The 25,743-nt window shown below is 54.3% G+C and carries 22 protein-coding genes; 20 read left to right on the top strand and 2 right to left on the bottom strand.

Annotated features, from left to right (window positions below; genetic code table 11):
* Positions 1-51: 51 nt before the first annotated feature.
* The 7 genes from gmd to AC0NID_RS31470 all read left to right on the top strand — a co-directional run bounded on the left by gmd (position 52) and on the right by AC0NID_RS31470 (position 7,191).
* Positions 52-1,146 (top strand): GDP-mannose 4,6-dehydratase, encoded by a 1,095-nt coding sequence (gmd, locus tag AC0NID_RS31500; RefSeq protein ID WP_473454137.1) that lies wholly within the window; start codon positions 52-54, stop codon positions 1,144-1,146.
* Between the two features lie 19 nt (positions 1,147-1,165).
* The gene (locus AC0NID_RS31495) at positions 1,166-1,945 is read left to right on the top strand and encodes a glycosyltransferase family 2 protein (RefSeq protein WP_473454387.1); all 780 of its coding nucleotides are present in this window, start codon (positions 1,166-1,168) and stop codon (positions 1,943-1,945) included.
* Positions 1,945-2,562, top strand: a complete 618-nt coding sequence (locus AC0NID_RS31490; protein WP_473454136.1) for a hypothetical protein — start codon at positions 1,945-1,947, stop codon at positions 2,560-2,562. Before AC0NID_RS31495 ends, AC0NID_RS31490 begins: the two co-directional genes overlap by 1 nt.
* A 169-nt stretch (positions 2,563-2,731) precedes the next feature.
* Entirely contained in the window at positions 2,732-4,003 is a 1,272-nt protein-coding gene (locus AC0NID_RS31485; protein WP_473454135.1) for a lipopolysaccharide biosynthesis protein, read from the top strand.
* Positions 4,004-4,160: 157 nt separating this feature from the next.
* A complete protein-coding gene (locus AC0NID_RS31480) occupies positions 4,161-5,075 on the top strand; it encodes a hypothetical protein (protein WP_473454134.1) in 915 nt (304 codons plus the stop codon).
* Between the two features lie 84 nt (positions 5,076-5,159).
* Positions 5,160-5,900, top strand: a complete 741-nt coding sequence (locus tag AC0NID_RS31475) for a methyltransferase domain-containing protein (protein WP_473454133.1) — start codon at positions 5,160-5,162, stop codon at positions 5,898-5,900.
* 64 nt (positions 5,901-5,964) lie between these two features.
* Entirely contained in the window at positions 5,965-7,191 is a 1,227-nt protein-coding gene (locus tag AC0NID_RS31470; protein WP_473454132.1) for an O-antigen ligase family protein, read from the top strand.
* A 6-nt stretch (positions 7,192-7,197) separates the two neighbouring features.
* Here AC0NID_RS31470 and AC0NID_RS31465 read toward each other — a convergent pair whose 3' ends face one another.
* Entirely contained in the window at positions 7,198-8,010 is an 813-nt protein-coding gene (locus AC0NID_RS31465) for a hypothetical protein (protein WP_473454131.1), read from the bottom strand.
* 283 nt (positions 8,011-8,293) lie between these two features.
* Between AC0NID_RS31465 and AC0NID_RS31460 the strand changes: the two genes are divergently transcribed.
* The 4 genes from AC0NID_RS31460 (at position 8,294) to AC0NID_RS31445 (ending at position 12,549) form a co-directional block, all read left to right on the top strand.
* On the top strand, positions 8,294-9,370 hold the full coding sequence (locus AC0NID_RS31460) for a glycosyltransferase family 4 protein (RefSeq protein ID WP_473522252.1): 1,077 nt from the start codon (positions 8,294-8,296) through the stop codon (positions 9,368-9,370).
* 531 nt (positions 9,371-9,901) lie between these two features.
* Positions 9,902-10,549: a glycosyltransferase gene (locus tag AC0NID_RS31455; RefSeq protein ID WP_473454129.1), complete on the top strand. Its 648-nt coding sequence runs from the start codon at positions 9,902-9,904 to the stop codon at positions 10,547-10,549.
* Entirely contained in the window at positions 10,546-11,250 is a 705-nt protein-coding gene (locus AC0NID_RS31450; RefSeq protein ID WP_473454128.1) for an FkbM family methyltransferase, read from the top strand. Before AC0NID_RS31455 ends, AC0NID_RS31450 begins: the two co-directional genes overlap by 4 nt.
* 225 nt (positions 11,251-11,475) lie before the next feature.
* Positions 11,476-12,549 carry an acyltransferase family protein gene (locus tag AC0NID_RS31445; protein WP_473454127.1) on the top strand — a complete coding sequence of 358 codons (1,074 nt, stop codon included), beginning with the start codon at positions 11,476-11,478 and terminating at the stop codon, positions 12,547-12,549.
* A 57-nt stretch (positions 12,550-12,606) separates the two neighbouring features.
* On the opposite strand, the gene AC0NID_RS31440 is transcribed toward AC0NID_RS31445, so the two are convergent.
* Positions 12,607-13,425, bottom strand: coding sequence for a class I SAM-dependent methyltransferase (locus AC0NID_RS31440; RefSeq protein WP_473454126.1), 819 nt, complete (start codon positions 13,423-13,425; stop codon positions 12,607-12,609).
* 439 nt (positions 13,426-13,864) lie between these two features.
* Here AC0NID_RS31440 and AC0NID_RS31435 point away from each other — a divergent pair, with 439 nt between their 5' ends.
* The 9 genes from AC0NID_RS31435 to AC0NID_RS31395 all read left to right on the top strand — a co-directional run bounded on the left by AC0NID_RS31435 (position 13,865) and on the right by AC0NID_RS31395 (position 25,431).
* Entirely contained in the window at positions 13,865-14,587 is a 723-nt protein-coding gene (locus AC0NID_RS31435; RefSeq protein WP_473454125.1) for a methyltransferase domain-containing protein, read from the top strand.
* 240 nt (positions 14,588-14,827) lie between these two features.
* On the top strand, positions 14,828-17,068 hold the full coding sequence (locus AC0NID_RS31430) for an AGE family epimerase/isomerase (protein WP_473454124.1): 2,241 nt from the start codon (positions 14,828-14,830) through the stop codon (positions 17,066-17,068).
* Positions 17,069-17,798: 730 nt separating this feature from the next.
* The gene (locus AC0NID_RS31425; RefSeq protein WP_473454123.1) at positions 17,799-18,050 is read left to right on the top strand and encodes a hypothetical protein; all 252 of its coding nucleotides are present in this window, start codon (positions 17,799-17,801) and stop codon (positions 18,048-18,050) included.
* Entirely contained in the window at positions 18,047-18,556 is a 510-nt protein-coding gene (locus tag AC0NID_RS31420; protein ID WP_473454122.1) for a hypothetical protein, read from the top strand. The genes AC0NID_RS31425 and AC0NID_RS31420 overlap by 4 nt, the downstream gene beginning before the upstream one ends.
* 384 nt (positions 18,557-18,940) lie before the next feature.
* Positions 18,941-19,753 carry a tyrosine-protein phosphatase gene (locus AC0NID_RS31415; protein ID WP_473454121.1) on the top strand — a complete coding sequence of 271 codons (813 nt, stop codon included), beginning with the start codon at positions 18,941-18,943 and terminating at the stop codon, positions 19,751-19,753.
* Complete coding sequence (locus AC0NID_RS31410; RefSeq protein ID WP_473454120.1) at positions 19,750-20,532, top strand: polysaccharide biosynthesis/export family protein; 783 nt, start codon at positions 19,750-19,752, stop codon at positions 20,530-20,532. Before AC0NID_RS31415 ends, AC0NID_RS31410 begins: the two co-directional genes overlap by 4 nt.
* Positions 20,533-20,589: 57 nt before the next feature.
* Positions 20,590-22,968 (top strand): GumC family protein, encoded by a 2,379-nt coding sequence (locus tag AC0NID_RS31405; protein WP_473454119.1) that lies wholly within the window; start codon positions 20,590-20,592, stop codon positions 22,966-22,968.
* Positions 22,922-24,115 (top strand): tetratricopeptide repeat protein, encoded by a 1,194-nt coding sequence (locus tag AC0NID_RS31400; protein ID WP_473454386.1) that lies wholly within the window; start codon positions 22,922-22,924, stop codon positions 24,113-24,115. The genes AC0NID_RS31405 and AC0NID_RS31400 overlap by 47 nt, the downstream gene beginning before the upstream one ends.
* Positions 24,112-25,431, top strand: a complete 1,320-nt coding sequence (locus tag AC0NID_RS31395; RefSeq protein WP_473454118.1) for an O-antigen ligase family protein — start codon at positions 24,112-24,114, stop codon at positions 25,429-25,431. The genes AC0NID_RS31400 and AC0NID_RS31395 overlap by 4 nt, the downstream gene beginning before the upstream one ends.
* The last annotated feature ends 312 nt before the right edge of the window (positions 25,432-25,743 follow it).

The raw sequence follows: 25,743 nt of genomic DNA, 5'->3' as shown, positions 1-25,743 counted from the left end.
TTAACTGAAGTACGCTCTGGTTGTGTTTCTAGAGCCGCCGAAAGGGAAGAAATGAGCCGAAAAACTGCATTGATCACTGGCGTTACTGGCCAGGATGGCGCCTATCTTGTCGACCTTTTGCTTGCTAAGGGATATGCAGTCCATGGCATCAAACGGCGATCGTCTTCATTCAATACGGGCCGTATCGATCATCTCTACCAGGACCCGCATGAAAGCAGCGTGAACTTCTCGCTGCACTACGGCGATATGACCGATGCAACAAACCTGATCCGCATCATTCAGGAAGTGCAGCCGGATGAGATCTACAATCTCGCTGCGCAATCACACGTTCAGGTGAGTTTCGAGACTGCGGAATATACGGCTAATGCCGACGCGATAGGCACATTGCGTCTCCTGGAAGCCATCCGTTTGCTTGGGCTCACAAAGAATACGCGTTTTTACCAGGCTTCGACGTCCGAGCTCTACGGCAAGGTGCAGGAGATCCCGCAAAAGGAAACGACACCTTTTTACCCTCGGTCGCCTTATGCAGCAGCTAAAATCTATGGATACTGGATCACAGTAAACTATCGCGAAGCCTATGGCATTCACGCTTCCAACGGGATCCTGTTCAACCATGAAAGCCCGCTGCGCGGTGAAACATTCGTCACGCGCAAGATCACCCGAGCCGCTGCCGCCATCAGCCTTGGCCTTCAGGACAAGCTCTATCTCGGCAATCTGTCCGCTGAGCGCGATTGGGGGCATGCGCGCGACTATGTCGAGGGCATGTGGAGAATTCTCCAGCAAGACGTTCCTGACGACTATGTTTTGGCGACAGGGGTGAAAAATTCCGTTCGAAAATTTGTGGAACTCGCCTTCGCCGAAGTGGGGGCTCGCATTCAATGGAACGGCTCCGGGATCGACGAAAAGGGTATCGACACGAAGACCGGCAGGATATTGGTGGAGGTTGATCCACGCTACTTCCGGCCGACCGAGGTCGACCTGCTGATCGGCGATCCCTCGAAGGCCGAACGTGTGCTTGGCTGGAGGGCAACCACGTCTCTTGGTGACATGGTGCGCGAGATGGTTCAGTCCGATCTCAAGGTAGTGGCGCGCGAACACCAGCATCGCCGGCTTGACGAAGAGCACAGTCGCAAGGCGGCACAGTAGTGCGGAAAGTCCCGTGAACATGAAGATTTCCGTTCTAACGGTCTGCTGGAATTCGGCGGCAACAATTCGTCATACGCTTGACAGTTTTTTTGCCCAAGATCACGAGAACAAGGAACTGATCGTCATCGATGGAGCCTCGACCGACGAAACCCTCACGATCGTCCGCTCCTATACCAGGCAAGGATTGCAAATCATCAGCGAGCCTGACCGCGGCATGTATGACGCTTTGAATAAGGGGCTTGCACTTTGCACAGGCGAGGCAATCGGGGCTCTTAACGCAGACGACGCGTTCCATGACCGTTCCGTGCTTGGCAAGATCAGCGTGGCGCTCGCTGACGCCGATATTGTCCACGGCCATCTCGATTTTGTGGACAACCATGACAGCAAGCGGGTGGTCCGCCGCTGGCGGGCAGAACCCAGACCTCGCAACGGGTTCCGGTCGGGTTGGATGCCAGCTCATCCGACTTTTTACGTTCGACGCGGTGTTGCTGAAAAGGTTGGCCGCTTTGATCTGACGCTGAAAGTATCCTCCGACTACGATTGGATGCTGCGGGCGGTCGAGCTTCATGGATTCAAGGTCGCGACACTGGATCAGGTCCTTGTCGACATGATGATTGGGGGGACAAGCACGAGCAGCTTCCGTTCCCACATCGGACACAATCTGGAAGCGCTGCGTTCTCGCCGCCGTTGGCTTGGATCAGGCCCTGTCGACTATGCGCTTTTTGCGAAGCCGGCGCGGAAAGTCGGGCAGTTCCTGTCGAAACAAGGCGATAAATCAAGCATGAAGAACCCTGTCTGATGAATGATCCCAAAAGCATTCTGGAGCCGATCGGAGGCTATGTCCTCGACGTCGTTGCGAAGCTGCGCAATAGACAGTTTGTCCCGCATTCGTTGACGAAGTTGCACAACATGAAAACATGCAGGGACATGACTGGTGCTACGACCGCGGTGGAGATTGGTTCTTACAAGGGCGTCACGACAAAGCGAATGTCTCGTCTGTTCGAGAAGGTGATCTCAGTCGAAATTGACGAAGCACTGTATCACCAAGCCTGCAAGCGCTGTGCAGGGCGGAAAAATGTGGAATTGTTGCTCGGCGACGGCGCCAAGCTGCTGCCCGAAATAGCTGCACGGGTGAACAACGCACTTATCTTTCTGGACGGTCATTTCAGCGGAGGTATCACCGGTCAAGGTGACGAACCCGAACCGGTGTTGAAGGAGCTTGATCTTATCCAAGCGAACCTGGACCACTTCTGCGCGGTTGTCGTGGATGACTTTCGCCTGTTTGGCGTCGAGCCGGGATGGCCGCGGAAGGCTGAAGTGATGGAGAAGCTGGAAGACGTTTTGCCTGCGCCTGAATGGATTCATGGCGTTCTCAATGATCAGTTCGTTGCCGTTCGCAAAAGAAAAGCAAGATGAATGAGCGAAACGTTCGCCATACTCGTGTTTCGAGTAGCTTGGATTCAGAACTTGCCAAGGCGCCGGAGGCTAGCCTGACAAGTTTGCTTTTCCCGACAACTCGCTTGGTCAGCCGGAATCGCCAGGAGCAGGCGAAAATTGCTCACACTTTCACATTTGGCGATTTGGAATGTTCCGAAGCATCTTGACCGTCCTGTCGGGGTCCGTCATCGCGCAGATCATTGCCGTTGCCGTTCTTCCCATCTTGACACGGCTCTATGATGCTGAAGCATTCGGCCGGTATCAGATCTATGTTTCGATACTCAACGTGGCGGTTATGTTTGTGGCTTTCCGCTACGAGGTCGCGCTTCTGAGCGCGCGACCTGGAAGGGTATTTGAAAATCTGTTAAAATTGACGTTTCGGCTCTGTATCTGGACCAGCATGGTCGCTTTTCTTGCCGCCGGCGCTGTTGATTTGTTGATACCGGGCGTCCTGTCACCCCTGCAGGGCATTGTCTTCTTTCTACCCGTTGCGATGGCCGTCGCGGGAATCTACCAAATGCTCACCTTCTTGCCCATTCGCGATCGTAACTATGGTCTAAGCGCACGTTCTAAAATCCTGCAATCGGTGGGCTTCTCAGTTGGTGCGCTTGGGTTTGCCTTTCTTCCTTTTACCGGTGTTGGTCTCGTTCTTGCCGATGTGTTCGGCAGAGCCTTTGGGGCCATCAGTGTTCTCTTTGAGAGTGGCAGACTCTGGCGTACTTTGATCTCTCCGCTTTCTTTTTCAGAGATGAAGTTTACGGCAATTCGTTTCCAAAAATATGGCCTCCTCACCTTCCCAGGAACCCTTCTGTCATCTCTTAGTGCCGCGGTCGCGCCATTCGCCTTTCTCGCACTGTTCAATCTGGAAACCGCAGGACAGTACGCACTCCTCGAGCGGTTTATCCTGATGCCGGTTGGCGTCATCTCGGTGGCCGTTTCGCAGGTCTTCACCGGCGAGCTCTCAACACTTTACCGTACTGACAAAAAAGGGTTGAATGGAGCGTTTCGACGTTCGCTCATTCAGCTTCTTGCCATCGGTCTGTTGCCGACAGTGCTCGGGATGGTGCTTTCGCCAAACCTCGTCCCGCTCATCTTTGGCGCCGACTGGGTTGTGGCCGGCAAGCTCTGTGTGATTGGATTTCCAATCGCGTATGTGCGCTTTGTCGCCACGGCGTTGACTATGACCCTTGTCGTTATCGATCGCCAGTCGCTTCAGTTCACTTGGGAGATAGGCCGGTTCCTTTTCACCTTATGCGTCTTCGGCGGGCTCGGCTGGGTGGGCGTCGACAATCCGGCTACTGTCATGATCTGGTACGCACTGGCGACCGCTGTCACCTATGCCATTCACCTTGTGCTGGCTGATCGTGCAACGAGAATGGTCAGCTTGCAGGCAGTAGAGAGCGGAAGCGCAAGGTTATGAGGGTGGGCCTCGTGTTCGTCGCATCTAGAGCATTCGACCATCGGCTCTGCGCTATCCGCAATCAGCATCACAATCGTTCGGCCGTCGGGCTGACGCGATCTATCTGCCGAATAATATTGATTGATTTCCAGCAGGTTCGGTAGGGAAGCAGACGCTCATGGCACATCTCTACGGCTATCCCGATATTGGCCGCTTCGGCCTTGGTCACAGCATGCTTGCCTGGGCTCGCTGTGAGATATGGTGCCGAAAGAACGATGCGCGGATGCTCGGACCGCGTTGGTTCCGTCCGCGTATCGGTCCCTATTTGCGCCGGGAGCGGGACAAGCGCGAATATTTTAAGCTTTTTACCAACAAAGGCTATGTGGGAGAGCCATGGCGCACCACACTCCTCGCAACCGCACGAAAGGTTCCGGCAGAGGCGGCTGCATCCGCGGCATGTGACGGCAGTAACACGGTGGTTGTCTTTAAGAATATCGTGGGATCAAATTTCGAGACGTATTTCCATGAGGTTCGCGGCTACGGTCCCGTGCTTCATGGCGCGTTTCGAAGGATCACCCGCAAAAAATACCTGCCGAAAGCACCAGCCGCCCCTTTTCTCGCTGTCCATGTGCGCCTTGGCGACTTCTCCCGTTTCAACGTGAACCGGGCCGAGGGTGGGACGCACAATCAAAGGCTTCCGATCGAATGGTATTGCGATAGCCTCGTCGCCCTTCGTGAGGGTTTGGGCACGAACATGCCTGCTCATGTCTTTTCCGACGGAGATGAGACGGACCTTGTTCCGCTGCTTCGTCTCCCGAATGTGCGCCGAGCCAATCACGCGGAATCGGTCACGCACATGCTGGAAATGGCCCAGGCCAGCGCGATCATCGGAGCAGGCTCAAACTTCAATCTGTGGGCAGCCTTTTTTGGACAGGTGCCTCGGATCACCTATCCGAACCAGGCAATCGTTGCGGTAAATGACGATCCGGCCCGCGAAACGAGCTTCCGTGGTGGGGCGCCTCTTTCTGATGTATTCGTGAAGCACGTCAGAAGGCAGTTCACTAAGAAAGAAGAACAAAGCGAGCTGACCTAGGGGCTGGCTCGTGCAACCTGTGGCAAGATCTTGATCTATTTTCGATGTCCAGGTTTCACCTGGTTTGGCAGGAAAAGGAGCTCGGTGATTCTCAAGACATTTATCGGTTGGAACAGGAATGCTGCAGCATGGCTCGAACGCCGCTTTCCCCGAGTTTTCGGCGCGCCGTCTTATAAAGCGGAGCTTGAGCGCCGTATCGCTGAGGATGTTGCGCGCCTAAAACCGTCGGCGATCCTCGAAGTCGGCGGCATTGACCGGCCACTTCTCGAGCGGAGTTCTGATTTCACCTATATCGGTCTCGACATCGAGGAAAAGCCCGATTGCTATCGCATTTACGATCAATTTGTTGTCCAGTCGATCGAACAGCCAGTCGATGTCGAAGCGGACATGCTGATTTCGATCACGCTGATGGAGCATGTACCGGATAACAAGGCGGCGACGCGCTCCATGTTTTCGGTCCTACGGCCGGGGGGGGTGATGCATCACTACATTCCATCGAAATGGCATCCGTATTCGGTAGCGCTGCGGCTCGTCGGACCCGTCCTGCAAAAGAGGCTAATCCCTCACCTCAGGCCGTCTGCGGTCGATATTACCGGCTATCCGGCCTTTTTTGACCGTTGCTCTCCGTCGGAAATGGCGGGACTGTTTCGCGGTGAAGGATTCGAGAAAGTCGACATCATGCCGTTTTATCGCGCTAGCGATTATTTCGCGTTCTTCTTACCCGCCTATCTCGGCGTCGCTCTGTTCGAGAACCTCTGCTCAGTCTTGAATTGGCGCGTCTTCTGTTCCGGCTTTGTCATCAGCGCCACAAGACCCGCAGGCTAATCAGCTCCATCGCATGGTTCTGCGATGCCGCTTGTTTCTTGCGATAAAAAACTGAGTAAGTGAAATGCTCATATCAATTCAAAAGCGGTTAGTGGAAACCGTGTTTCTATGGGCATTGGTGGGCTACCCGCTGATGGGAATCTACACGACCGTTACCGGCGTAGATAATCGCACAGTTTCTATTGTTATTAGGATACTTATAGCATCAATAAGTATATTCCTCATTGCGAAAGCAATTTCTGATAAGAGATTTAAGATCAATGGACTTTTGGCAGCATTTCTGGTATTGTATTTTATTAGGCTTGTTTACGACTATGCATATCAGTACAACGATTACGCGCTCGTAGCTATCCAGGTTTACTTGGCGTCAGTCGCTATACCGACTGTGGCTCTTGGATCGTATTCTGAATACTTACTGACGTCCCAAAAGAGAATTGTGTTTCTGCTTACCTGTTCTGGAGTATTATTTCTTCCGGCATACTTCTTTGCATATCGGAGCGGACTTTTATTCACCCAAGGTTGGGACGAATTTAACGTTCGGTATGCTTCCGAATTCGTCAATGCGGTTGCACTTGGGCACTTTACCTGTACCGTGGCGATTGCGTCGCTCTTTTACATGGTCGAATACAGACCGCGCCTGATGGCGTATGCCGTGTATGCCGCGATTCTGGTCGGCGCAGGAGTCGCTCTGTTCCTATCGGGGTCGCGAGCTGGGTTCGTTGGCTTGGTCGTTGCCGCGGCTGTCTACGCTATTGCCCGTCCATCGCGTTTAGCAATTCTGATGCCTTTCGCGCTTGGCGGTCTGATGTACCTGCCTCAGGACAACTTTCTGGTTAAACGCATGACCGATCTTGTCAACGCGCAATGGGACACAGGGGCGTTGGCACGCCTAAATGTCCAAAGTACGGCGATTTCCGACTTCCTCGACAGCCCGATTATCGGGAAGCACTTCATCGATATGAACTGGGGCCCCGGCCTCTACCCACACAACATCCTCATCGAAGTACTTATGGCACTTGGATTGGTGGGGGCCGTTCCGCTCTATCTTATATTTGGCATATCAATTTCTAGAGCAATGAAATTTCGGGCTCAGCTTACCTTTTACGCGATAATGTACATGGTGTCCTTCGCATTCCTCCAAACTTCAGGCGCGATATGGGCGGCAGACAGCCTGTTTGTACTGACCTCTGTTCTGTTGGCGGCCAGCAAGAACTTCGAACCCGAGCGCTCGCTGGCAGCGCTTTCTCGCCCGAACAGAATCGCTCAACGCTCGTTCCACGCCCGCGTATGACAGGCTCTAGGGAATCTTGTCCAACTCGCGAAGGAACCTCAAGGTGGCCTGCCACCATTCCGCCTTTTCGTCCCATCTCTCGGGCGAATAGCCTGCCTTGCCAGTCATTGTGCCCCAGATAACGATCCCGTCGGCGAATGTCCTGCAGGTATCCAGTTGGGCATACCAGTAATCGCCTGGAAGAAAGGCAAAAGTCTTGTGAAATTGCGGCCATAGGAAGCAATAGACCGGCTTTCCCTGCGAGATTCTTCGCGCCTCTTCGATGTTGGCTCGCGCATAGACTACCCAAGCGTCCTTATCATCGTAAAACGTATAGAGGGAGGGAAAGAGCTCGTCGACATGCGGCACAAGAGCGGCGGCGATTTCGGTGTTCCTAGACCTCCAGTCCCCGAATCCATCATCGCCTCGCCGGCCAATTGCTCGCCAATAGTCCCGTATTGGCAGAACGCTGTAAAGCCCAAGCTTGACGCCTGGATCGGCCCGCCTGAAAGCGCTGAGCGCCGCCTGGTACTTGGCGATTGACACTTTCCTATCCGCATCGGAGCCGTCCAACGGCCATTGTTCGATGTCAATCACTAAATGCTGGTTACTCCTCGGCAAGGCCAGAGCTTGTTGCACATGACCGGCTTTGGGAACGTCAAAGCCAAGAACATGGGGATCGACGATGGTGAGATGTTCGAACCCGAACAGGCGGAAATCGGGCGGCCGGCCGGAGAAAACCAGGGTCTCGAACAGCTTGAACTGAGCGCGCGTCTTCGCCGTCGCGGGCCACAAGCTAATCAGAAAGCATACCATGCAGAACACGGACTTGAAAAACATAATACTCAGTATCCGGTATAGCCGGCTGGCAAGTTTTTTTACGATTCGAACGACGTTATGCCGGAGACGTACGCTCGTCCAGTAGAGCTTGCTATCGGAAGCCTGATGCGGCAGAACGAAACATAAGCTGCGTTTGGCGGGCCGTGGGATTGGCAATTCTGTGCGAAGACAACGTGTGTTTATAGGAGCTTTGCGGGTTCCGATCGGGTTCAAGAACGAGGCGGATCCTTGTGATGAGCAACTTCAGATGCCTAATACAAATCCTCGAATAGGGCGGATAGTCGTGGTGCAGCCGGCACTACCGGTATATCGCGTTGATTTTTTTGAGCGATTGGCATCGCAATTTGGCGATCGTTTCGTAGTTTACGCCTCAAGGGAAGGCCTTGGCGTTTTGACGAGTGACGCAGCCGAGCTGCGCTGGTTTCGGCAGTTAGGTAGTATTCGCTCCGTTGGTGTAGGTCTCGATTGGCAGGTTGGTGCGGTGAAGATTAAACTAACTGATGTTGATCTTCTGGTAATCTGCGGGGCACCCCGAACGCTTTCAACAATCGTTCTTCTCTTAAAGGCAAGGATAATCGGCACAAAATCTATATGGTGGGGCCATTATTGGTCATCGACAAGCAAGACGTGGCGGCTTAAACTGCGTTATTGGTTAATGAAGCTAGCTGACGTTCTATTATTTTACACAGATAAAGAAGTGTTTATTTATCGTCGAACATTTGGTATCGGCAAGATGCCAATTTACGCACTCAACAATGGTGTTAACACCGAACCAATAAGTCGATTAAGATTGCCTTACATTGTTGAGCATCGTACACGCGACCTGCTATTTATTGGCCGATTGACTTCAAAATCTGGTGCCAACCTCCTTCTGGAGGCATTGGCGCGGCCGGAATGCTCGCACGTAACGTTAGACCTGATTGGAGATGGTGAAGACGGGCTTAAACTTCAGAAGGAATGCGACGCACTAGGTCTAGGTTCCCGTGTCTGCTGGCATGGCGCAACGACTGATGAAGAAAAAATCGCAGATATAGTAAATAAATGTAAGGTTTTTATATACGCTGGAAGTGTTGGATTGAGTTTGATTCATGCATTTACTTATGGGTTACCGGCAATTTTGCACGACAACCCGAATCAGCAGATGCCGGAGTACGCTGCTCTGAGAGTTAACTTCAATGGCGTTACTTTCACCCAGGGCGATGTCTGCTCTCTCTCCGAAGCAATCGTTACGACAATCAATGATCCGGAGAAACTCTGCATGCTGTCTTCTGGTGCGATAGAGACTACTGAGGCGACCTATAATACTAAGGACATGTCAGCACGGTTTCAGCAAATGATCGAACGTATTTCGAAATTTTGATGCGAGGGAGATTTGAGAATATCTTGAAGACGTATATTAGCGACAATGTTAACAAAAGTATCGGCGATGCAGGCTGCTAGGACTGTCGGTCTTTGGTCTGCAGACTATTTGGACGTCACAGGGCAGGCGTTAGTCACTGCACGCGTAGTGCGGCAGCAACCCGGATTTGCATGGAGGGAGTACGTCTATAGTGGGTCCGGGCTTGGATCGGTTTTTTCATGGGCTATCGCCGTACTGAGGCTCTGGGCCGCGGTAGCTCGTGGGCAGATAAACACTCTCTATTTGGTCTGCTCACGTTCCGATTGGGGGTTTCTGCGCGACGTACCTGCCCTTCTGGCACGTGTGCTGGGCGCGCGCGTTGTGGTGCACGCGCATGGCTCTGATATTCTCGACCTACTGATGTCGCGGCCATTGTCGCCACTGGCGCGAGCGCTCTATAGACGTTGCGAGATCATCGTACCTTCGGCGCACCTGTTACAACCACTGCGCAAGATTACCGGGATGCCGCTTCACCTTTGTGAGAATTATTGCATGTCGGCAGGCGTCAGCATCGGCGATATGCCGAGGGCTGCGGATGATCCGCAAGTTTTTGTCGTGCTTTGGAATTCCAATATCATGGCCAGCAAGGGTTTCTTTTTGCTTGCGGACGCAGTGCGCAGGCTGTCAGAAGAGGGACATGCTGTGCGTTTGGTTTCGATTGGAAGGCCGATTGGCGATGATAGTCTGAGTGAGCAGGAGGTCCGCGACCGGCTAGCTGCCCTAAAGTCAGAACGTTGGTTTGAGTATCGTGGCCTTTTGGCCCCCGATAGTGCGAACGCCATGATAGGCGGCGCTGATGTCGTCTCTCTTCCATCTCGATATCGTAGCGAGTGCCAGCCGCTAGCCATCATTCAAGCCATGTGCGCGGGCAGAGCGATCGTAGTGTCGGACATTCCCGCGTTGCGAGAGACCCTGGGTGATTATCCAGCGCGTTTCACACCCGTGGGTTCAACCGAGGCAATATTGGATGCGTTGCGGGACCTATTTCGCGAAAAGCTATCTGACCCAGAAGCCTTTGTAGCTCGCCGTCAGGGGCCTGCGTTAGCTGCGGAAAAACGGTTTTCTATCAGCCGCTTCGATCGCGAAATGGCAATGATCCTAGGGGGCGGTGTTGAAAACCCAAAGGGAAGTCTGGAATGATGGGCTTGCAGGCAGCTAAGCGCGCCGTCCGCTATCTGGCAGGGCGTGATTTTTTTGTCAGGCCCGATTATAAATGTGCCTACGAGCGCTTTGGATCTAGCTACGGCGGCTGGGATGTTGTTGGGAAGTTTCTCGGTAAGGAATCTATTGTCTATTCCTTTGGCGTTGGGCAAGATGTGTCGTTTGACCTTGGGATCATACATCGCTTTGGAATGGACGTGCATGCGTTCGACCCAACCCCAAAGTCTATTACTTGGGTACATGGGCAAGCCCTCCCTCAGCAGTTCCAGCTTCATGAATACGGTCTTGCGGATTTCGACGGTAGTATATTGTTCAACCCACCAGAAAATCCCAATCACGTCTCCCATACTATCCTGGAACGTCCGCGGACGGATGCACAATCGATCTCCTTGCCGGTGAAGAGATTGACTACCATCATGCAGGAGCTTAGGCACAAACGAATTGACTTACTGAAGATGGATATCGAGGGAGCTGAATATCGTGTCATCGAGGATCTCGAGAATACCGATATTCGTCCAAAACAGTTACTCGTGGAGTTTCACCATCGTTTCCCGACCGTCGGTGCGCAGAAAAGCCGCGACGCAATAACTACGCTGAAATCCTTAGGCTATGGGCTTTTTTCTGTTTCGCCTACCGGCGAAGAATACAGTTTTATTCACAAACTTTCTTGGGAAACGTAGGATATGTTTTCGGACTACCTTTCGGGACTGGTCTCGATCTTTGAGGTTTCCGGTTCTGTAATGGGATCGGTTGATGAGTTAACTCAGGCGGGACAGTAATGGCCCAGGAAAAATTGCATGCGATAGCTAGAATCCGCCTGCATGAGCGAGAAGGCTCGGCCACATCTATTTCGTGTCGTGGTCGCGACGCAGGTCGAGTAGCGGTAGACGGTCTGGAAGAAGCTCTTGCAAAGATACAAAGTCGTTGACCTTTGCCGAGGTGGTGCTGCGTTTTCGGTTCTGATCTGGCATTATCAGCATTTCTACTACCCGGTCGCAGGCGGAGGCCCGGCGTTCGAGAGCCGGTCGGCGCAACCTCTCTATGATCTGCTTTGGCCGCTGTACGAGCATGGTGCGTGGGCTGTTGAATTCTTTTGGGCGATCAGCGGCTTCGTGTTTGCCGCGACCTACATGGCCGCTGGTACGGATGGCTGGACATACTTCGTGAGCCGCTTTGCCCGGCTGTATCCACTTCATTCGGTCACACTGGTTATGGTCGCCGTGCTGCAATTTTGGTCTTGGCAGGCGGTTGGCCATTGCCAGATCTACTCAGAAAACGACGCCTATCATTTTGGTCTGAACGCTCTGATGATCCAGTGGTGGGGATTTCAGTCAGGGTACTCGTTCAACGCCCCATCATGGTCCGTCTCAGTAGAAGTCGCCATCTACGTGCTGTTTTTTTTCAGTCTACCACTTCTCAAACCAGCGCCGATTTTGGTCGCGTCAGGCTTCGTTGTCCTTGCCGCTGCGTTGGCCGTTCTCAAACTGGGAGGCGAGTTCAGCAAATGCGCGACGATGTTCTATCTGGGCACAGTCTGTTTCCTCATGGTGCATCGCTCGCCGAGGCTGTCGCTAGCAGCAGGCATCGCACTGGTCCCGGTTTTTTTCGCCTCCCGGTGGACCATTCTCAGTAGTGTCCACCAAGGTCAGTTGGTTCTGTTGTTCGCCAGCATCACGCTAATCGCCGGCGCACTCGATGCCATCTTTTCACCGAGGATGGAGAGGTTCGACTGGCTCGGAAACTCCACATACGGGACATACGCGCTCCATGTCCCCTTGCAGATCGCGTTGATCACCGGCTTGGACGTGCTCGGCATCAACAAGCAGCATGTAGCCGCCAGTCCTTTGTTTCTGCTGGCCTTTCTTGTGGCAGTGTTCGGATTGGCAGTTGTTGTGCACCGCCACTTCGAGGTTCCAGCGCAACGGTGGCTCAAGGCCCGCCTGCTGCGGCGCGAGCGCGCTCCCGCCCTTTTCATGTGACGTTTCTCCCGGCGGGCCGTCACGCAGCTAGGCTGGATAGCTCGCCGGTGGTTCGGATTAGGATGTGTACGAAAAGCCGATCCCGGCACCGGGATACCAATGGTCGTGTGGCTTTTCGGCCCAAAAGAGGAAGCGGCGACCGTTTGCCCTTGACCACTCCTCCAGCTTACTGGTCACATGCGAATTGTCGCCGATCACTATGGCGCGCGCGCTTAGCTTCTCTTGAATGAGACAGTATTCTGCCTCCTCATACGAAGCCGAATGGTCGCTATCGTTTATGAACACATCGATCGCGCAGTCGATCTGCCGAAGGCTTTTGAGGCTGTCCCCGTAGACTATCTTGCCAACGGACGCATAGCGCCCGCTTAGTAAACGTCCGGCCTCGGGAACGATGTCCGTTCCGATATATTCGCCAGTTCCGTTCTTCAAGAGCGCCGCTGCAAGGAGAACCGACCCAAGCCCTTTGTCTACGCCAGTTTCAACCACTAAGGCCGGCTTGATAGCCCTCACGACGGCATACCATCCGAGACGGCGCGCGAAGTGAGCTCTCTTGTCCGCCGCTGAGGAATATACTTGTATGCCGGTGGCAATATGCGAAGTCAAATCCTTGTCGTTTAGGGGCTCATTGAGGTACCCCTTGGCATCCTCAAAGGAGCATCCGGTAACAGTGGCGACGGCATGGGCAAGATACGTATGCGACAATTCCGTCAATTCATAAGTATAGTTCGTATCTTCACGAGATGTGAATATCCATTTAGCAGCGCGCCACACTGGCGGCCCGACAACTCCTGCTGCCCCCGCGACCCTGAATGGGATGTTCAGATAGCGGCCTGCGCGCGATGCGCGCATCCTGTGGAACAACGATTTGAGGCTCAACATCTCTCCTCCAGTTTGCTCCGATATTGCACACCAAGGCGGACGCAAACAAGGTCAAGACAGCCAGTCTTCACGACCAGCAGCGTTGTTGTGCGCTCCCCTCATGGCCTCGGTCGCAAAACTCCTCGAACAGTCGGATCGTCGAGCGCCGCGGCAACTTCATGGCATTTGTTGTTGTCGAGGAACCTGCACTTGTCCACAGAGGCTGGGCCTCCAGCCACAACTTGGCGCCGTGGTTCGATTTGGCGGGTGGGGTATTTCTACGACTCCTAAGCGCCGGCGTTTTTCCTTGAGGAAGCTATTTCGACGCTCGACTGCATCGCGAGCGCAGCATTGGCTGGAGAGTGATCGCCGCGCCTTGCTCTACTTGGTGATGGTGATACCCTGGTGTCGAGTGTAGGACCATCATCCATCTTGTTTGCTATTCGAGGAAATGGGAATGATTCTAGAGCCTTTCAAAATTATTGATCATAATTCGCACTACGAGGGTGCTTATAGCGAAAGTCAAAAGCAATGGAAAAGAATATGTGCAGTTGAGAAAGTTAAAAACATTTGTTCTCTTTTGCCGGATGAAAGATATGAACAAGTACTTGAGGTCGGATGCGGGACAGGAGCTGTTCTTATAGAGCTGTCAAGGAGAGCTATGTTTACTTCCCACTATGGGATCGATGTAATAGACCCCGATGAAAATGCCGAAAATGTACCTTCAAGTGTTCATCTGTCTAAGTACGACGGGTCACGGTTGCCTTTTCCCGACAAGAGCGTTGATGTCGTGTACGCAAGTCATGTTATTGAACACGTCATGGAGCCACGGCAGCTGTTAGCGGAGATTGCAAGAGTAGCGAAATCATGGATTTACATTGAAGTTCCTTGCGAACTTCATGCGCGAACATCACGAAAAGGTCTGCAACAGACGCTGAACATAGGGCATATCAATTGCTATTCCCCAGCATCGTTCATGATTCTCCTTCAAAGTACCGGTCTTGAAGTGGTCAAAATGGAAGTTTTCGACCACGATTTTGCTGTTCACAGGTTCTTTACGTCGCCTGCAAAAGCGGTCGTGAAAATGGCTTTGAGGCGAGCGCTCATCAACATCAGCCAAAGCCTCGCCACTAAGGCCTTCACCTATCATTGCGGGGCACTTTGCCGAGCCCCGCGTTAAGTGTGCTGGCATTTGAAGTCGCTGTTAACCGATGGGAACTGCCTTCCGGAATCTAAAATCCATAGTCATACTTTTTTCAATAGATTGCTAACGTATGGCGCAGCGTCTCCTTGAAGCCGGGCAGCGCCAACGCGTTGTCCGCGACAGAGTCGCCGTCCTGCAAAGTCGGCAAAAAAACGGCCGCCGAGACTACGCGGCAGCGCTCCTAGCTTTGTTTGAAAATGTCAGAGGTATCATCCAATGACCGAACGGATCGTCAGTTTTGTCATGAGCGGCGGCGTTGGCTCACGGCTGTGGCCGCTGTCGCGCGAGGACAATCCCAAGCAGTTCCATGATTTCTCGGGCGATGGCTCGATGCTGGCCAAGACGCTGCGCCGGCTGACGGCGCGGCCGGCCGGCGAAACGCCGGTGTTCCTGATCGCTTCGGAGCGGCACGCCGACCGCGTCCACGCCGATCTCGCCGGCCTCAACCTTTCCGGCGGCGGCCCCTTGTTCGAGCCGACCGGCCGCAACACCGCCGCTGCGGTTGCCTTGGCGACCCTGCACACCTTGTCCGAATATGGCGACAGCCTGGTGCTGGTGGTGCCGTCCGACCACGAGATCGCGACCGCGGAGCAATTCTGGCAGAGCGTGGAAAACGGTTCCGGCGCGGCAGGCGCGGGCCGGCTGGTGGTATTCGGCATCAAGCCTGGCCACCCCGAGACCGGTTACGGCTATATCGAGGTCGCCGGCGAGAAGGATGGCATCTGGGACGTCTCGCGTTTCGTCGAGAAACCAGACCTCGCGACCGCGCAGAATTACCTGGCGGCGGGTAATTTCTACTGGAATACCGGCATCTTCCTGTTTCGCGCCAGTGCCATGCGCGACGCCTTCATGGCTTTCGAGCCCGAGATATGGAAGGCGGCCGAGATTGCCTACCAGGCAGCCACGTCGGATCTTTCCGGTCTCTACATGCCTCTGGAACTCTACGCCGCCATTCCCTCGACGTCGATCGACTATGCGATCATGGAGCGCGCCAGCGACATCGCCATGGTGCCGGTCGGCTTCCGCTGGAACGATCTGGGTTCCTGGCAGTCGCTGCTCGACGTTGGTCCCTCCGACCAAGAGGGCAACGTCATCGTCGGCGATGTCGTCGCCATCGACTGCGAAAACTCCTACATCCGCAGCGACAGTCGCTTGCTGTCAGCCATCGGCTTGAAGGACGTTGCCATCGTCTCGACCGCAGACGCCACATTCGTCGCCCCGGTCAGCCGCAGCCAGAATGTCAAGAAGATCGTCGAGCAGCTCGAAAAGAGTGGTCGGCTGGAAACCAGGTTCACGCCCGCAGACGACCGCGTGATCGAAAGCGGCGCCTGGCGGCGCCGCGTTCACCACTGGCTGTTTGAAGAGACGGTGCCGCTGTGGTCCACGGTCGGGGTCGATGAGCGCCATGGCGGCTTCCACGAGGCTCTCGGCTTTGACGCCACACCGCTGATGAAGCCCAAGCGCATGCGCACCATGGCTAGGCAAATCTATGCGTTCGCAGTCGCCAAGGCGCGCGGCTGGGACGGGCCTGCCGACCGGTTGATCAGCCACGGCATCGAATTCATGAACAGGAACGGCCGCACCGACAATGGCGGCTGGGTGCGCACGCTTAACATCGATGGAACGGTTGCCGACTTCACCGAGGATGCCTACGACCATTCCTGCGTTCTCTTGGCGCTGGCGCATGCCCATATGGCCGGCAATCCCGATGCATTGCGGCTTGGCGAAGAAACGTTTTCGTTTCTCGACGCGCATCTCGAGGATCACCGCATGACCGGTTTTCTCGAAACGTCGAGCGGCGAGGGCGATCGCCGCTCCAACCCACACATGCATCTGCTCGAGGCTTTCCTGGCCTGGTATCAGGCGACCGGCGAGGTCGCCTATCTTCGCCGCGCTGCGCGCATCGTCGATCTGTTTCGCAGCCATTTCTTCGACCCGGAAAGCTGGACGCTAGGCGAATATTTCGACGCCGAGTGGAGGCCGGCGGAGGGCGACAAGGGCGCATGGACGGAACCCGGCCACCATTTCGAATGGGCCTCGCTGCTGGTTGACTTTGCCGGGCGCACCGGCCAAGGCGAACTGACCGGCTTTGCCAGAAAGCTCTATGCCTCGGCCATCGCAAACGGCCTCAATCGCGCCACCGGCCTTGCCTATGGTGCCGTCTCGCGGCAAGGCTTGCCACTCGACCTTGTGTCGCGCAGTTGGCCGCAGTCCGAAGCAATCAAGGCGGCGATTGCACTGGACGGTTCAGGGGGCCCCGACCTCAAGCCCGAGATCGAAGCGCGTGTCGGTCGCCTGTTCCGTTGGCACATCAACCCAGCACCGCTCGGCCTGTGGGTAGACCGAATCGATGAGCGTGGCCGGTCACTGGCCAGCGACGTGCCGGCAAGCATCTTCTACCATCTGGTCTGTGCGCTGACGCGATATCTGGACAGCACCGCCGGCGAGGCTCGGTAGGGCGCCAGGTGTCCTTTTGGGCGCTTAAAAAGCGCCCTAACATTTGACTCTGCGGGTGGCTCTTTCCGAAAATCGTTTCCGATTTCCCGCCCGCGGAACGGTTGACGGAACAGAAGGTCTCTTTGATGAAATGGGCCGACGTTTTTTGAGCCAAACGTCGAGTTTTGAACCAAACACCGGGCCATCAGCCATTATCAATGGTTCGGGCGTGCGGACGTTTCGCTAGAGCATCGGACCCAAAAGTGGGTTGGGTACCGATTTGGGGAACCCCGATGCTCAAACACAAAGATATAGAGCGTCGGTACGCTTCGACTTGAGATTGTGTTGTGCGGCGTGGCGTTTACCGAGCCGCGGTCCATGCGTGCCATGGTAACGCAGGCAGCGCGCCGGGACTTCCAAGGGCTCGCCCTGACCTGCAAGCCGGTCGGCAAGGAGACGCCTTGCAACGGCAATGTTGCTTCAAAGTTTGGTGATGCTGTCGTCTTGCAATGCCTCCCGTCCGATGGCACGGATTTGGCCGCGAAACCTGCCGAGAACGGTATCTTGTGCGGACAGCCCTGCAGGCGGGTTCGACCTATAAAACCTTCTTATCGGGCTTGTAGCTCACGGGTTCACCAACTGCCCTCCGCGTTGCCACGAAATGCGACCGTCATGAAACGAAAGGGCAAGATGTACGATAATCGCCTGACGTCAAACACGATCGACCATAATTCCATCAAGCATTGGCGTGATGGTGGCCATCAAAGGCCAGGAAGCAGATCTGCCTTTCCGACAGTTCCCGAGCGGTCCGGCAGTGAAAATCGTAGACTTGAAACCTGCCAAGCGAGTGTGTCGAATGAAACACAGGAGAGACCAAAAAGCCATTTCGCACCTGCGAAACTGGTTGGAATCAAAGCAAAAAGCTGTTACGCGCTTGAACTGTACCTTCAGTGATCTGGGCGGGGCTGATGATGTGGCGGGACAAAAAGGATCGAAAGAATGAACCTTATGGTTAAAAGTGTGTTGGCCGGATTTATCGCCTCGATAGGTTTCGGCCCGGTTTCTTCTTTTGCGCAGGATGCGTCATGCACCTGCACGACAATTTATCAGGCAACAGCCAGTTCAATCGGTTCTATCGGGCGCGCCGATGGGGACGTAATGGTTTCGCAAGCTGCGGGTTATGGTCCTGCCAAGGCGGGAGGTGCTTTGGATTTCGGCAGTCGCGTGGTGGTCGGTGCCAGGGGATCGGCTTCCGTCAATGTCGGTGGCTGCAACCTCGATGTGCCGGCGAATTCAAGCCTCGACATTTCCCGTGTTGAGAACAATATCTGCCTGAGGGTCGTGGGCTCCGAGCAGACCGCTGCCGTTGGTGTGAGCCCTGAGCATACGGGTCAGATTGCCCCGGGCGGCGCTCGGTCCAACATTCCGCTTGGTATTTTTGGCGGTGCAGCTCTCGGCGCCGGTGTTTTGGCCGCAACGCAGGATGACGACAACGGCGTCAGCCGTTAGGCGCAACAGGACAATACAGCAGAGGCATCTGACTGCTGTATTGCGTTGCCGACGCCCTGTGCGCCATAGCTCTGGCGCGCCGGCTGGAGCCGGGGATGTTGATGGGATTCATTAACCATACCGCTCGATTGTTAGAGTGGAAGCCGAATGCGCTTCATCTTCGGTGAGTCGCCTCGGCCAACTAAGCGGGGCTGCGGCTGATGGCGCGGTAGCGCCGATCTCAGCTTGCATGGTTATGATAACGCTGTCGGCGAGTGGCTTGGATCTGGCATCTAACGCATTGCGCAACCTTGCTAGATGCGTCATTCGCACTCCAGCGGGTGACGAATCTGTGTTTTTTGGGGGCGAAGTTGCCACGTTGCGTCGGTGCAGCCGGAAACGCCAATGATCGACCTGCATTCCCATATCTTGCCCGGTCTCGACGACGGCTCGCCCAGTCTTGCCGAATCGCTGGAAATGGCGCGGCTGGCGGTGGCCGACGGAACGACCCATATGGCATGTACGCCGCATGTCGTGCCAGGCATGTACGAAAACGGATCGGCAAATATTGCCCGATCGGTTCAAGCGCTGGACCAGGCGTTACGCCGCGCCGCGATACCGCTTGCTCTTTATGTTGGTGCCGACGTTCATGTAGCGCCCGATCTTCCGGAGCAATTGGTGCTCGGAAATGTGCCGACTTTAAATAGGTCTCGCTATTTTCTATTCGAACCGCCGCACCACGTTTTGCCACCAAGACTGGAAGAACTTTCTCTGCGCCTCATAACCGCCGGGTTCATTCCGATTCTTACCCATCCGGAGCGGTTAACCTGGATTAAGGCAAATTACGATGTTGTCGAGAGGTTGAACGCAGTCGGCTGCCTTATTCAGCTTACGGCAGGCTCGATTGTTGGTGCTTTTGGACGCACCGCACTTTACTACTCGGAAAAGCTGATTGACGAAGGCAGGGTAGATATTATCGCATCGGACGCCCATGGCGCCACCCGCAGGCCGCCAGGGCTCTCGCAGGCCGTCGCCGTTGTTGGGAAGCGATGTGGGGAAGACGAGGCGCGCAATATGGTGGTGAAACGTCCAGGCGAAATATTGGCGAACCGACCTCTAGAGCCCGTCGGAAAGTCACGCGCGAAAAAGCCAAGCCCTGGCAACGTCAGTCGCCTTGCGGGTTTGGGTCGCTTGTTGAAGGGGGGGGCAGCGCAATGAGCGTTTTTCATTTCGCAAAAAGCTGTACAGGCACGACCTATGTGTTGCTCGCTTCGCTCACGATGTCTGCCTGCACTAGCACTTCATCGACGACACCGTCCTCGCCGACTTCGATCGATGCGCTGCAATTGGCTTCAACGTCGGCGGCGCTTTCAAGCGGCGGTGCCCTGCAGGTCGTAAAGGACCTGCCTGCGCCGCAGAACACCCAGAACGGCAACGAGCAGCCCTTGTCTCCGAACGATGTGCTCGAGGTGAATGTGTTCCAGGTCGACAACCTCAACAGAACCGTTCAAGTCGACGCCGGCGGGCAGATTTCGCTTCCACTTATCGGGAGCGTCACCGCGGCAGGGAAGACCGTCCGTCAACTGGAGCAGGAAATCGAAACGGCCTACGGCGCCAACTATCTGCAGTCGCCCGATGTGTCGGTCTTCGTCAAGGAATCGATCGGACAGCGCATTACCGTCGATGGCGAAGTCGCTAGGGCTGGTATCTTTCCGGTGTCGAGCAATTCTTCTCTCATCGATGCGATCGCCCTTGCCGGAGGGTTCAACGCGGTTGGCGATGCGGGAAAAGTTTTTGTCTACCGCAATGTCGGCCAAAATACTCTGGTCGCTAATTACAATGTGGAGCAGATTCGTGCCGGCAAGAGCCGCAATCCGCGCATCTATGGCGGCGACAAGATTGTCGTCTTCGCCTCGAAATCGAAAATTGCCATGAACAACCTCAAGGACGCCCTTGGCGTCGCCTCGAGCGCAGCCCGAATTGCGGTGATCCCATGAATATAACCATGGCCTGTCAGAATTCAGGATACAAATAATCTAGGATTACTTCGCACCATGCTTGACCGCAATAGACAGCATCAAATTGCCGGCCCAGGGCATGGCCAAGCCCTGTCTGCTGACCTGTATTATGACGGTGCGCAAAACTATAGCCCGTATGGTCGCGATTACGCGGAGCAGGAACAGGGCTTCAATCCACTCAAACTGTTTTTCTACGTTGTCCAGTATCGGTGGCTGATCGTCATGATGGTAGCGGGCGGGCTTGTCGCTGGCGTTATCGTAACCATGATGCAGACGCCAAAATATCGGGCAACAACGCAATTAGAGGTGCTGGTTCCTTCGGCCAAGGTCTTCCAAGACATTGAGGTGGTTTCTGAAACCAGCGACATGCGGGCCTTTCAAACTGCCCGGGAAAAGCTGAAAAGTCGGGCTTTGGCGCAGCGCGTGGTATTCCAACTAGGGCTCAGTGAAAAACCGGACTTTCTGTTTCCGACGCCGAACTTCTCGCTTAGCAATATTTTCTATCGTGCTTTCGGAATTTCCAAATCGCCCTCCATAGAGGAGAAGACCCCGGAGGAACGTGAGCAAATTGCGATCAGGCGCATTTTAGATGACCTCACGGTCACTCTGGTCACCAATACAAGCCTGCTGTCGATTACGTTTGCCGACCAGAAACCGAAATATGCAAGCGATATAGCCAATCAGGTCGCGCAAAGTTTTATAGACCAGCGCCTTGATCAGACCAGCGAAACCTCAGACTTGGCCCGGCAATTCATCCAGGAACAGGTTTTGCAGGTAAAGCAGAAGCTTCAAAAGTCCGAGGAGGAACTCGTTGCATATGCAAAGGATGTAGGCATCACGATAACCGGCGACGAAAAATCGCTGATAGGGTCGAATATCGAGACTCTGAACGCCGCGCTGGCGACAGCAATCCAGGAACGTCTCGATGCCGGACGGATGGTGGACCAGATAGACAAAGGTCGCGGGGCGAGCCTCGGCCCAGTCTTGGAAAGCGAAGGCCTGCAGAAGATCACCGAAAAATTGGCCGATTTGACCAGCCAGTATCAGCAGAAGTTGGGCATATTGAAACCCGGCTTCCCCGAAATGCAGCAGCTTCAGGCGCAGATCAGGGAACTGCAACGGCTTTATGACAATGGCGTTTTGACTATAACCGATTCTCTACGGCAGAAATACCAGGAAGCTCAGAACAAGGAGGCCGACCTTAAGTCAAAACTTGCCGAGATGGAGATGCAGCAGGTTATCTTCAACGATAAAAACATCAAGTACACGATCTTGAAACGAGAAGTTGATTCGAATCGATCTCAGTATGATAACCTTATTGCCAAGCTGAACGAGGTTGGTGTGAGCTCTGAGCTCAAGACACAAAGTGCTGCGATCGTCGATTTCGCGACGCTACCCAATCGCCCTTATTCTCCACGCCTGAGCATCAATCTTGCGATCGCTCTGGCTCTTTTCGTCGCTATGAGCGCATCAATTATCTATATCATTGAGTTGTTGAACAACACCTTTACCAATCCTGAGCAGATCGAGAAGGAATTGGGATTGGCGATGCTCGGCATCTTGCCGCTTGTCGATGACCGGGAACTCATGGCCAGCATCGCCGATCAAAAATCAGGGCTGTCCGAAGCCTACCGTTCGCTTCGAACGTCATTGCAGTTCTCCGGCGCCGAAGGCGCGCCGCGATCGCTGTTGGTCACGAGTTCGGAACCGTCGGAAGGCAAGTCGACTACGTCGTTCAAGCTCGGGCAGGATTTTGCCGCGCTCGGTGCGCGAGTTCTCATCGTCGACGGCGATCTTCGAAAGCCCAACCTTCACCGGCTGTTTGGCCTCGACAACACAATCGGACTGAGCAATCTCCTGACGAACACCGTCCGCAAGGAGGATCTGGCGAGCATTTTCAGGGCGACGAAATATCCCAATGTGACTGTCCTGACCTCTGGAACGATCCCGCCCAACCCCGCGGACCTGTTGTCTTCGCCGAAGATGGCATTGATTATTACCAATCTCGGCAAGCGCTTCGATCTCGTCATAATCGATGCCCCGCCGATTGTCGGGCTTTCAGATGCGCCCATCCTCAGCCGGCTTGCCGAGGGCACATTGATGGTCATCTCCACCAACCAGGTGACACGCAAGTCGGCGAAGACGGCATTGAAACGCTTGCGAGCTGCCGGCGCGAACGTCGTCGGAGCCGCGATGTCGAAGTTTGCGGTGAACAAGTTCGATTACAACTACGCCTACAAATATATGAACTACCAGTATTATGACTACGGTACGAGCACTCCGAAAATTGAGGGCAAAGTCGATGACGGAGCAGACCAGCCTGCCTATGCGAAATCTCCGGCGTTCAGGCGTTTGGTTCGTCGCATCCGTGCTAGCGTTGGCGGTTTCATCGATCGGGCTAAGTCGGTTTCTTGAAACCGAAACGCCAACGGTTTCCCTCGCGCTGTATCCGTTGAATGTCAATGCCTTAATAGGCGAGATTACCGACGACCTAAATGACATAAGCAATGCTCCCGATCTCGACGCATTGCGTGCCAAGGCCGAAGGCGCGCTTCGTTTTGACCTTGCGGACGCACGTCTCTACAGCCTGATTGGCGAGATCACGTACCGACAGGGTGAAAAAGACCAAGCCTATGAATTTTTCGATCAAGCTCGAAAATTATCCAAGACTGAAATCCACGCGCTCCAGAGATCAATAAGCCGCTCGATTGAAGCAGGCGATCTGTCGAAGGCCGTCGGCGAGATCGATATTTTGCTGCGGCGATGGCCAAATCAATTTCCGGCGATCGCCGAGGGGCTGCCGGCAATTCTATCGGACCCCGATGGATACGAGGCTGTGCTGGCAGCCATCAGTGCTGCGGCACCCTGGAGAGCCAATCTGTTGGTTGCGCTGGGAAAAACCCCCGACGGGCTCGATTTCGCAAATCGGCTGTTGCTCGATTTGACTGGGTCAAGCGCGCCACCAAATTCAAGCGAATTGTCCTATGTAATCCACGGTTACATCAGTCAAAAGGAATATGAGCAAGCATATCGATTGTTTCTTTTCAGCCTGTCCGATCAAGAACGGAAATTGGGCGGATACATTTTCAACAGCACATTTGAACCTGTGTCTAGCGGCAAGCCTTTTGATTGGCAGGTCGGCGACCAGTCTGGCCTGGAAGTAACGTTTGCAACATCCCAAAATGCGGTCGAAGGTGAGGGTGGAGCGACGGTTCGCTTCCTGAATACGCCCGTCAAGAACACAGCTCTTCAGCAGTATATCGAATTGCCTCCTGGCTCCTACAAGATTTCTATGGCCGCTTCTGCAAGAAACCTGAAGCTTCCAAAAGAGTTGTTCTGGTCTGTCAGGTGCGTGGGGCAGGCTGGCGAAATAGCACGGTTCAATATTCCTGAGGGTACGTACAATCGTCAAGCGCTGAGTCAGGGTTTTTCGGTTGGACCAGCTGGGTGCCCCATGCAATTATTAAAGTTGGAAACTGCTGCCATTGCCGAGAGCTGGCGCTTTCGATATGTCGGCACGTTGATAATGCACAAATTGAGCATTGAGAGACTTTCATCTTGAGCGATCGACCCTCGGAACGGGATAAATATCTCCTTGGATCGGTTCTTTTTTTATCGCTGCTGATCGGTGGAGGGACCGCAAGCGGCCTCGATACGGACGCGCTAATTGAGGTCGCGGCAATCATCTCGGCGGCGGCTGTCTTTTCACAGGCGTCTGGCCAGAGAATCCCTCGTGCTGTCCTGTGGTTCCTTATCCTCGCTGTGGCGCTGGTGATTTTGCAAATTGTTCCGCTGCCTGCGGCGATGATCAGCGGATTGCGACCGGAACTATTGCTCGCAGATTCCAGACTGGTTGGAGAGACCCGATTTCGTTTCGTCAGTGTCGGAGTTGGACGGACGATCGAATGCCTGTTGTATCTGGTGGCGTCGGCGGCGTTTTTTTTGAGCGTATTGCGTTTGCGTCCCGAGCAGGTTCATGCACTACTGCCGTTCTTTTTTATGGGTGTTATCTGCAATGGCTTGGCAGGCGCGATTCAATATTCGCTCTCTGACGACATCGCCATAGAGGGATTGTTGCCTTTTACGATCAATGCCGGGCTTTTTGCCAACCAGAACCATTTTTCGGCACTACTTTTTGTTTCTATCCCCTTCGTTGTTTATTACGGTCTGTTCCGCGGATACCTTGTGTCTGGATCGCTCGGACTGGTCACACTTTTGCTGCTGCTTTTGGCCGCCGGTTCGCGTGCCGGTGTCCTGATTGGATTGGCGATCACCGTACTATCCATCGTCTTTCTTTCAGCGCGTTCCAGGACGAGTGGATTGAGCATACTGGCGATTTTCATAGGACTTTCAGCCTACACGATCGGCGCATGGACGAAGATCGATGCCGACGCGATTGATCCCGCTTTCGGGCGAGGAGAGTTTGCTCGCACCACCATTGAGGGGATCAAAGAGAATTGGGCAACCGGCGTTGGATTTGGAAATTTTCAAAAGGCCTACCAAATATACGAAAAGGAAGATATGATTTTTAAGCAATACGTAAATCATGCTCACAATGAATATCTCGAAATCGCTTTCGAAGGCGGAGCTATTGCGGTTCTTTTTATAGCGCTTTATTTCGCAATTCTTTTTATATCGCTTATTAAAGTTCGTCGGGATCCTCTTCAAAAGGCTGCGTTTCTCTCCGTATCTTTTCTTCTCATCCATTCACTTGTTGATTATCCGTTGCGGACCGAGGCGCTTGCAATGACGTTTGCCTATATGAACGCCATTATCTTTCACAAAGGATTTGCAACCCGTTTGGCTCAGAAGAACGATATGATCGAGGTCGATCACAACGGTGGCAAGCTGTTTGTTCCAATTGAAACTTCGTCGTAGCAGGCTGGGCATCGCGGCCGACATTCGCAGCATCTTAGAGTCGGAAGGCACTTGAGCTCTTCGGCGCTGAACTTCGACAGCGCCTCGCCAGGACGGTCGATTGCTTTTTTCAGAACGAGTAGTGGTAGGCCTCGATTCGACGCGAGCGCTACGCCGGCGAGCGGCTGGGCGAAGCGGGGAAAGGCGTCGCGTGAAGCTTGTCGTCATCGGATGCGAGAACCGATAGCAATAGGTATAAGCGGTTGCCGGGCGCCTTTCCTGACCTGGGCAGTATTTTTCTGACGTTCGCAATGCCATCAGCCCGTTGAGCAG

The sequence above is a fragment of the Mesorhizobium sp. WSM4821 genome (assembly GCF_055901555.1).
This window is presented reverse-complemented; position numbering and strand designations above follow the sequence as displayed.

Coding starts and splice junctions, on each gene's coding strand:
- gmd (WP_473454137.1), top strand. CDS start 52: ATGAGCCGAAAAACTGCATTGATCACTGGCGTTACTGGCCAGGATGGC.
- AC0NID_RS31495 (WP_473454387.1), top strand. CDS start 1,166: ATGAAGATTTCCGTTCTAACGGTCTGCTGGAATTCGGCGGCAACAATT.
- AC0NID_RS31490 (WP_473454136.1), top strand. CDS start 1,945: ATGAATGATCCCAAAAGCATTCTGGAGCCGATCGGAGGCTATGTCCTC.
- AC0NID_RS31485 (WP_473454135.1), top strand. CDS start 2,732: ATGTTCCGAAGCATCTTGACCGTCCTGTCGGGGTCCGTCATCGCGCAG.
- AC0NID_RS31480 (WP_473454134.1), top strand. CDS start 4,161: ATGGCACATCTCTACGGCTATCCCGATATTGGCCGCTTCGGCCTTGGT.
- AC0NID_RS31470 (WP_473454132.1), top strand. CDS start 5,965: ATGCTCATATCAATTCAAAAGCGGTTAGTGGAAACCGTGTTTCTATGG.
- AC0NID_RS31465 (WP_473454131.1), bottom strand. CDS start 8,010: ATGTTTTTCAAGTCCGTGTTCTGCATGGTATGCTTTCTGATTAGCTTG.
- AC0NID_RS31455 (WP_473454129.1), top strand. CDS start 9,902: ATGTCGGCAGGCGTCAGCATCGGCGATATGCCGAGGGCTGCGGATGAT.
- AC0NID_RS31450 (WP_473454128.1), top strand. CDS start 10,546: ATGATGGGCTTGCAGGCAGCTAAGCGCGCCGTCCGCTATCTGGCAGGG.
- AC0NID_RS31435 (WP_473454125.1), top strand. CDS start 13,865: ATGATTCTAGAGCCTTTCAAAATTATTGATCATAATTCGCACTACGAG.
- AC0NID_RS31430 (WP_473454124.1), top strand. CDS start 14,828: ATGACCGAACGGATCGTCAGTTTTGTCATGAGCGGCGGCGTTGGCTCA.
- AC0NID_RS31425 (WP_473454123.1), top strand. CDS start 17,799: ATGGTGGCCATCAAAGGCCAGGAAGCAGATCTGCCTTTCCGACAGTTC.
- AC0NID_RS31420 (WP_473454122.1), top strand. CDS start 18,047: ATGAACCTTATGGTTAAAAGTGTGTTGGCCGGATTTATCGCCTCGATA.
- AC0NID_RS31415 (WP_473454121.1), top strand. CDS start 18,941: ATGATCGACCTGCATTCCCATATCTTGCCCGGTCTCGACGACGGCTCG.
- AC0NID_RS31410 (WP_473454120.1), top strand. CDS start 19,750: ATGAGCGTTTTTCATTTCGCAAAAAGCTGTACAGGCACGACCTATGTG.
- AC0NID_RS31405 (WP_473454119.1), top strand. CDS start 20,590: ATGCTTGACCGCAATAGACAGCATCAAATTGCCGGCCCAGGGCATGGC.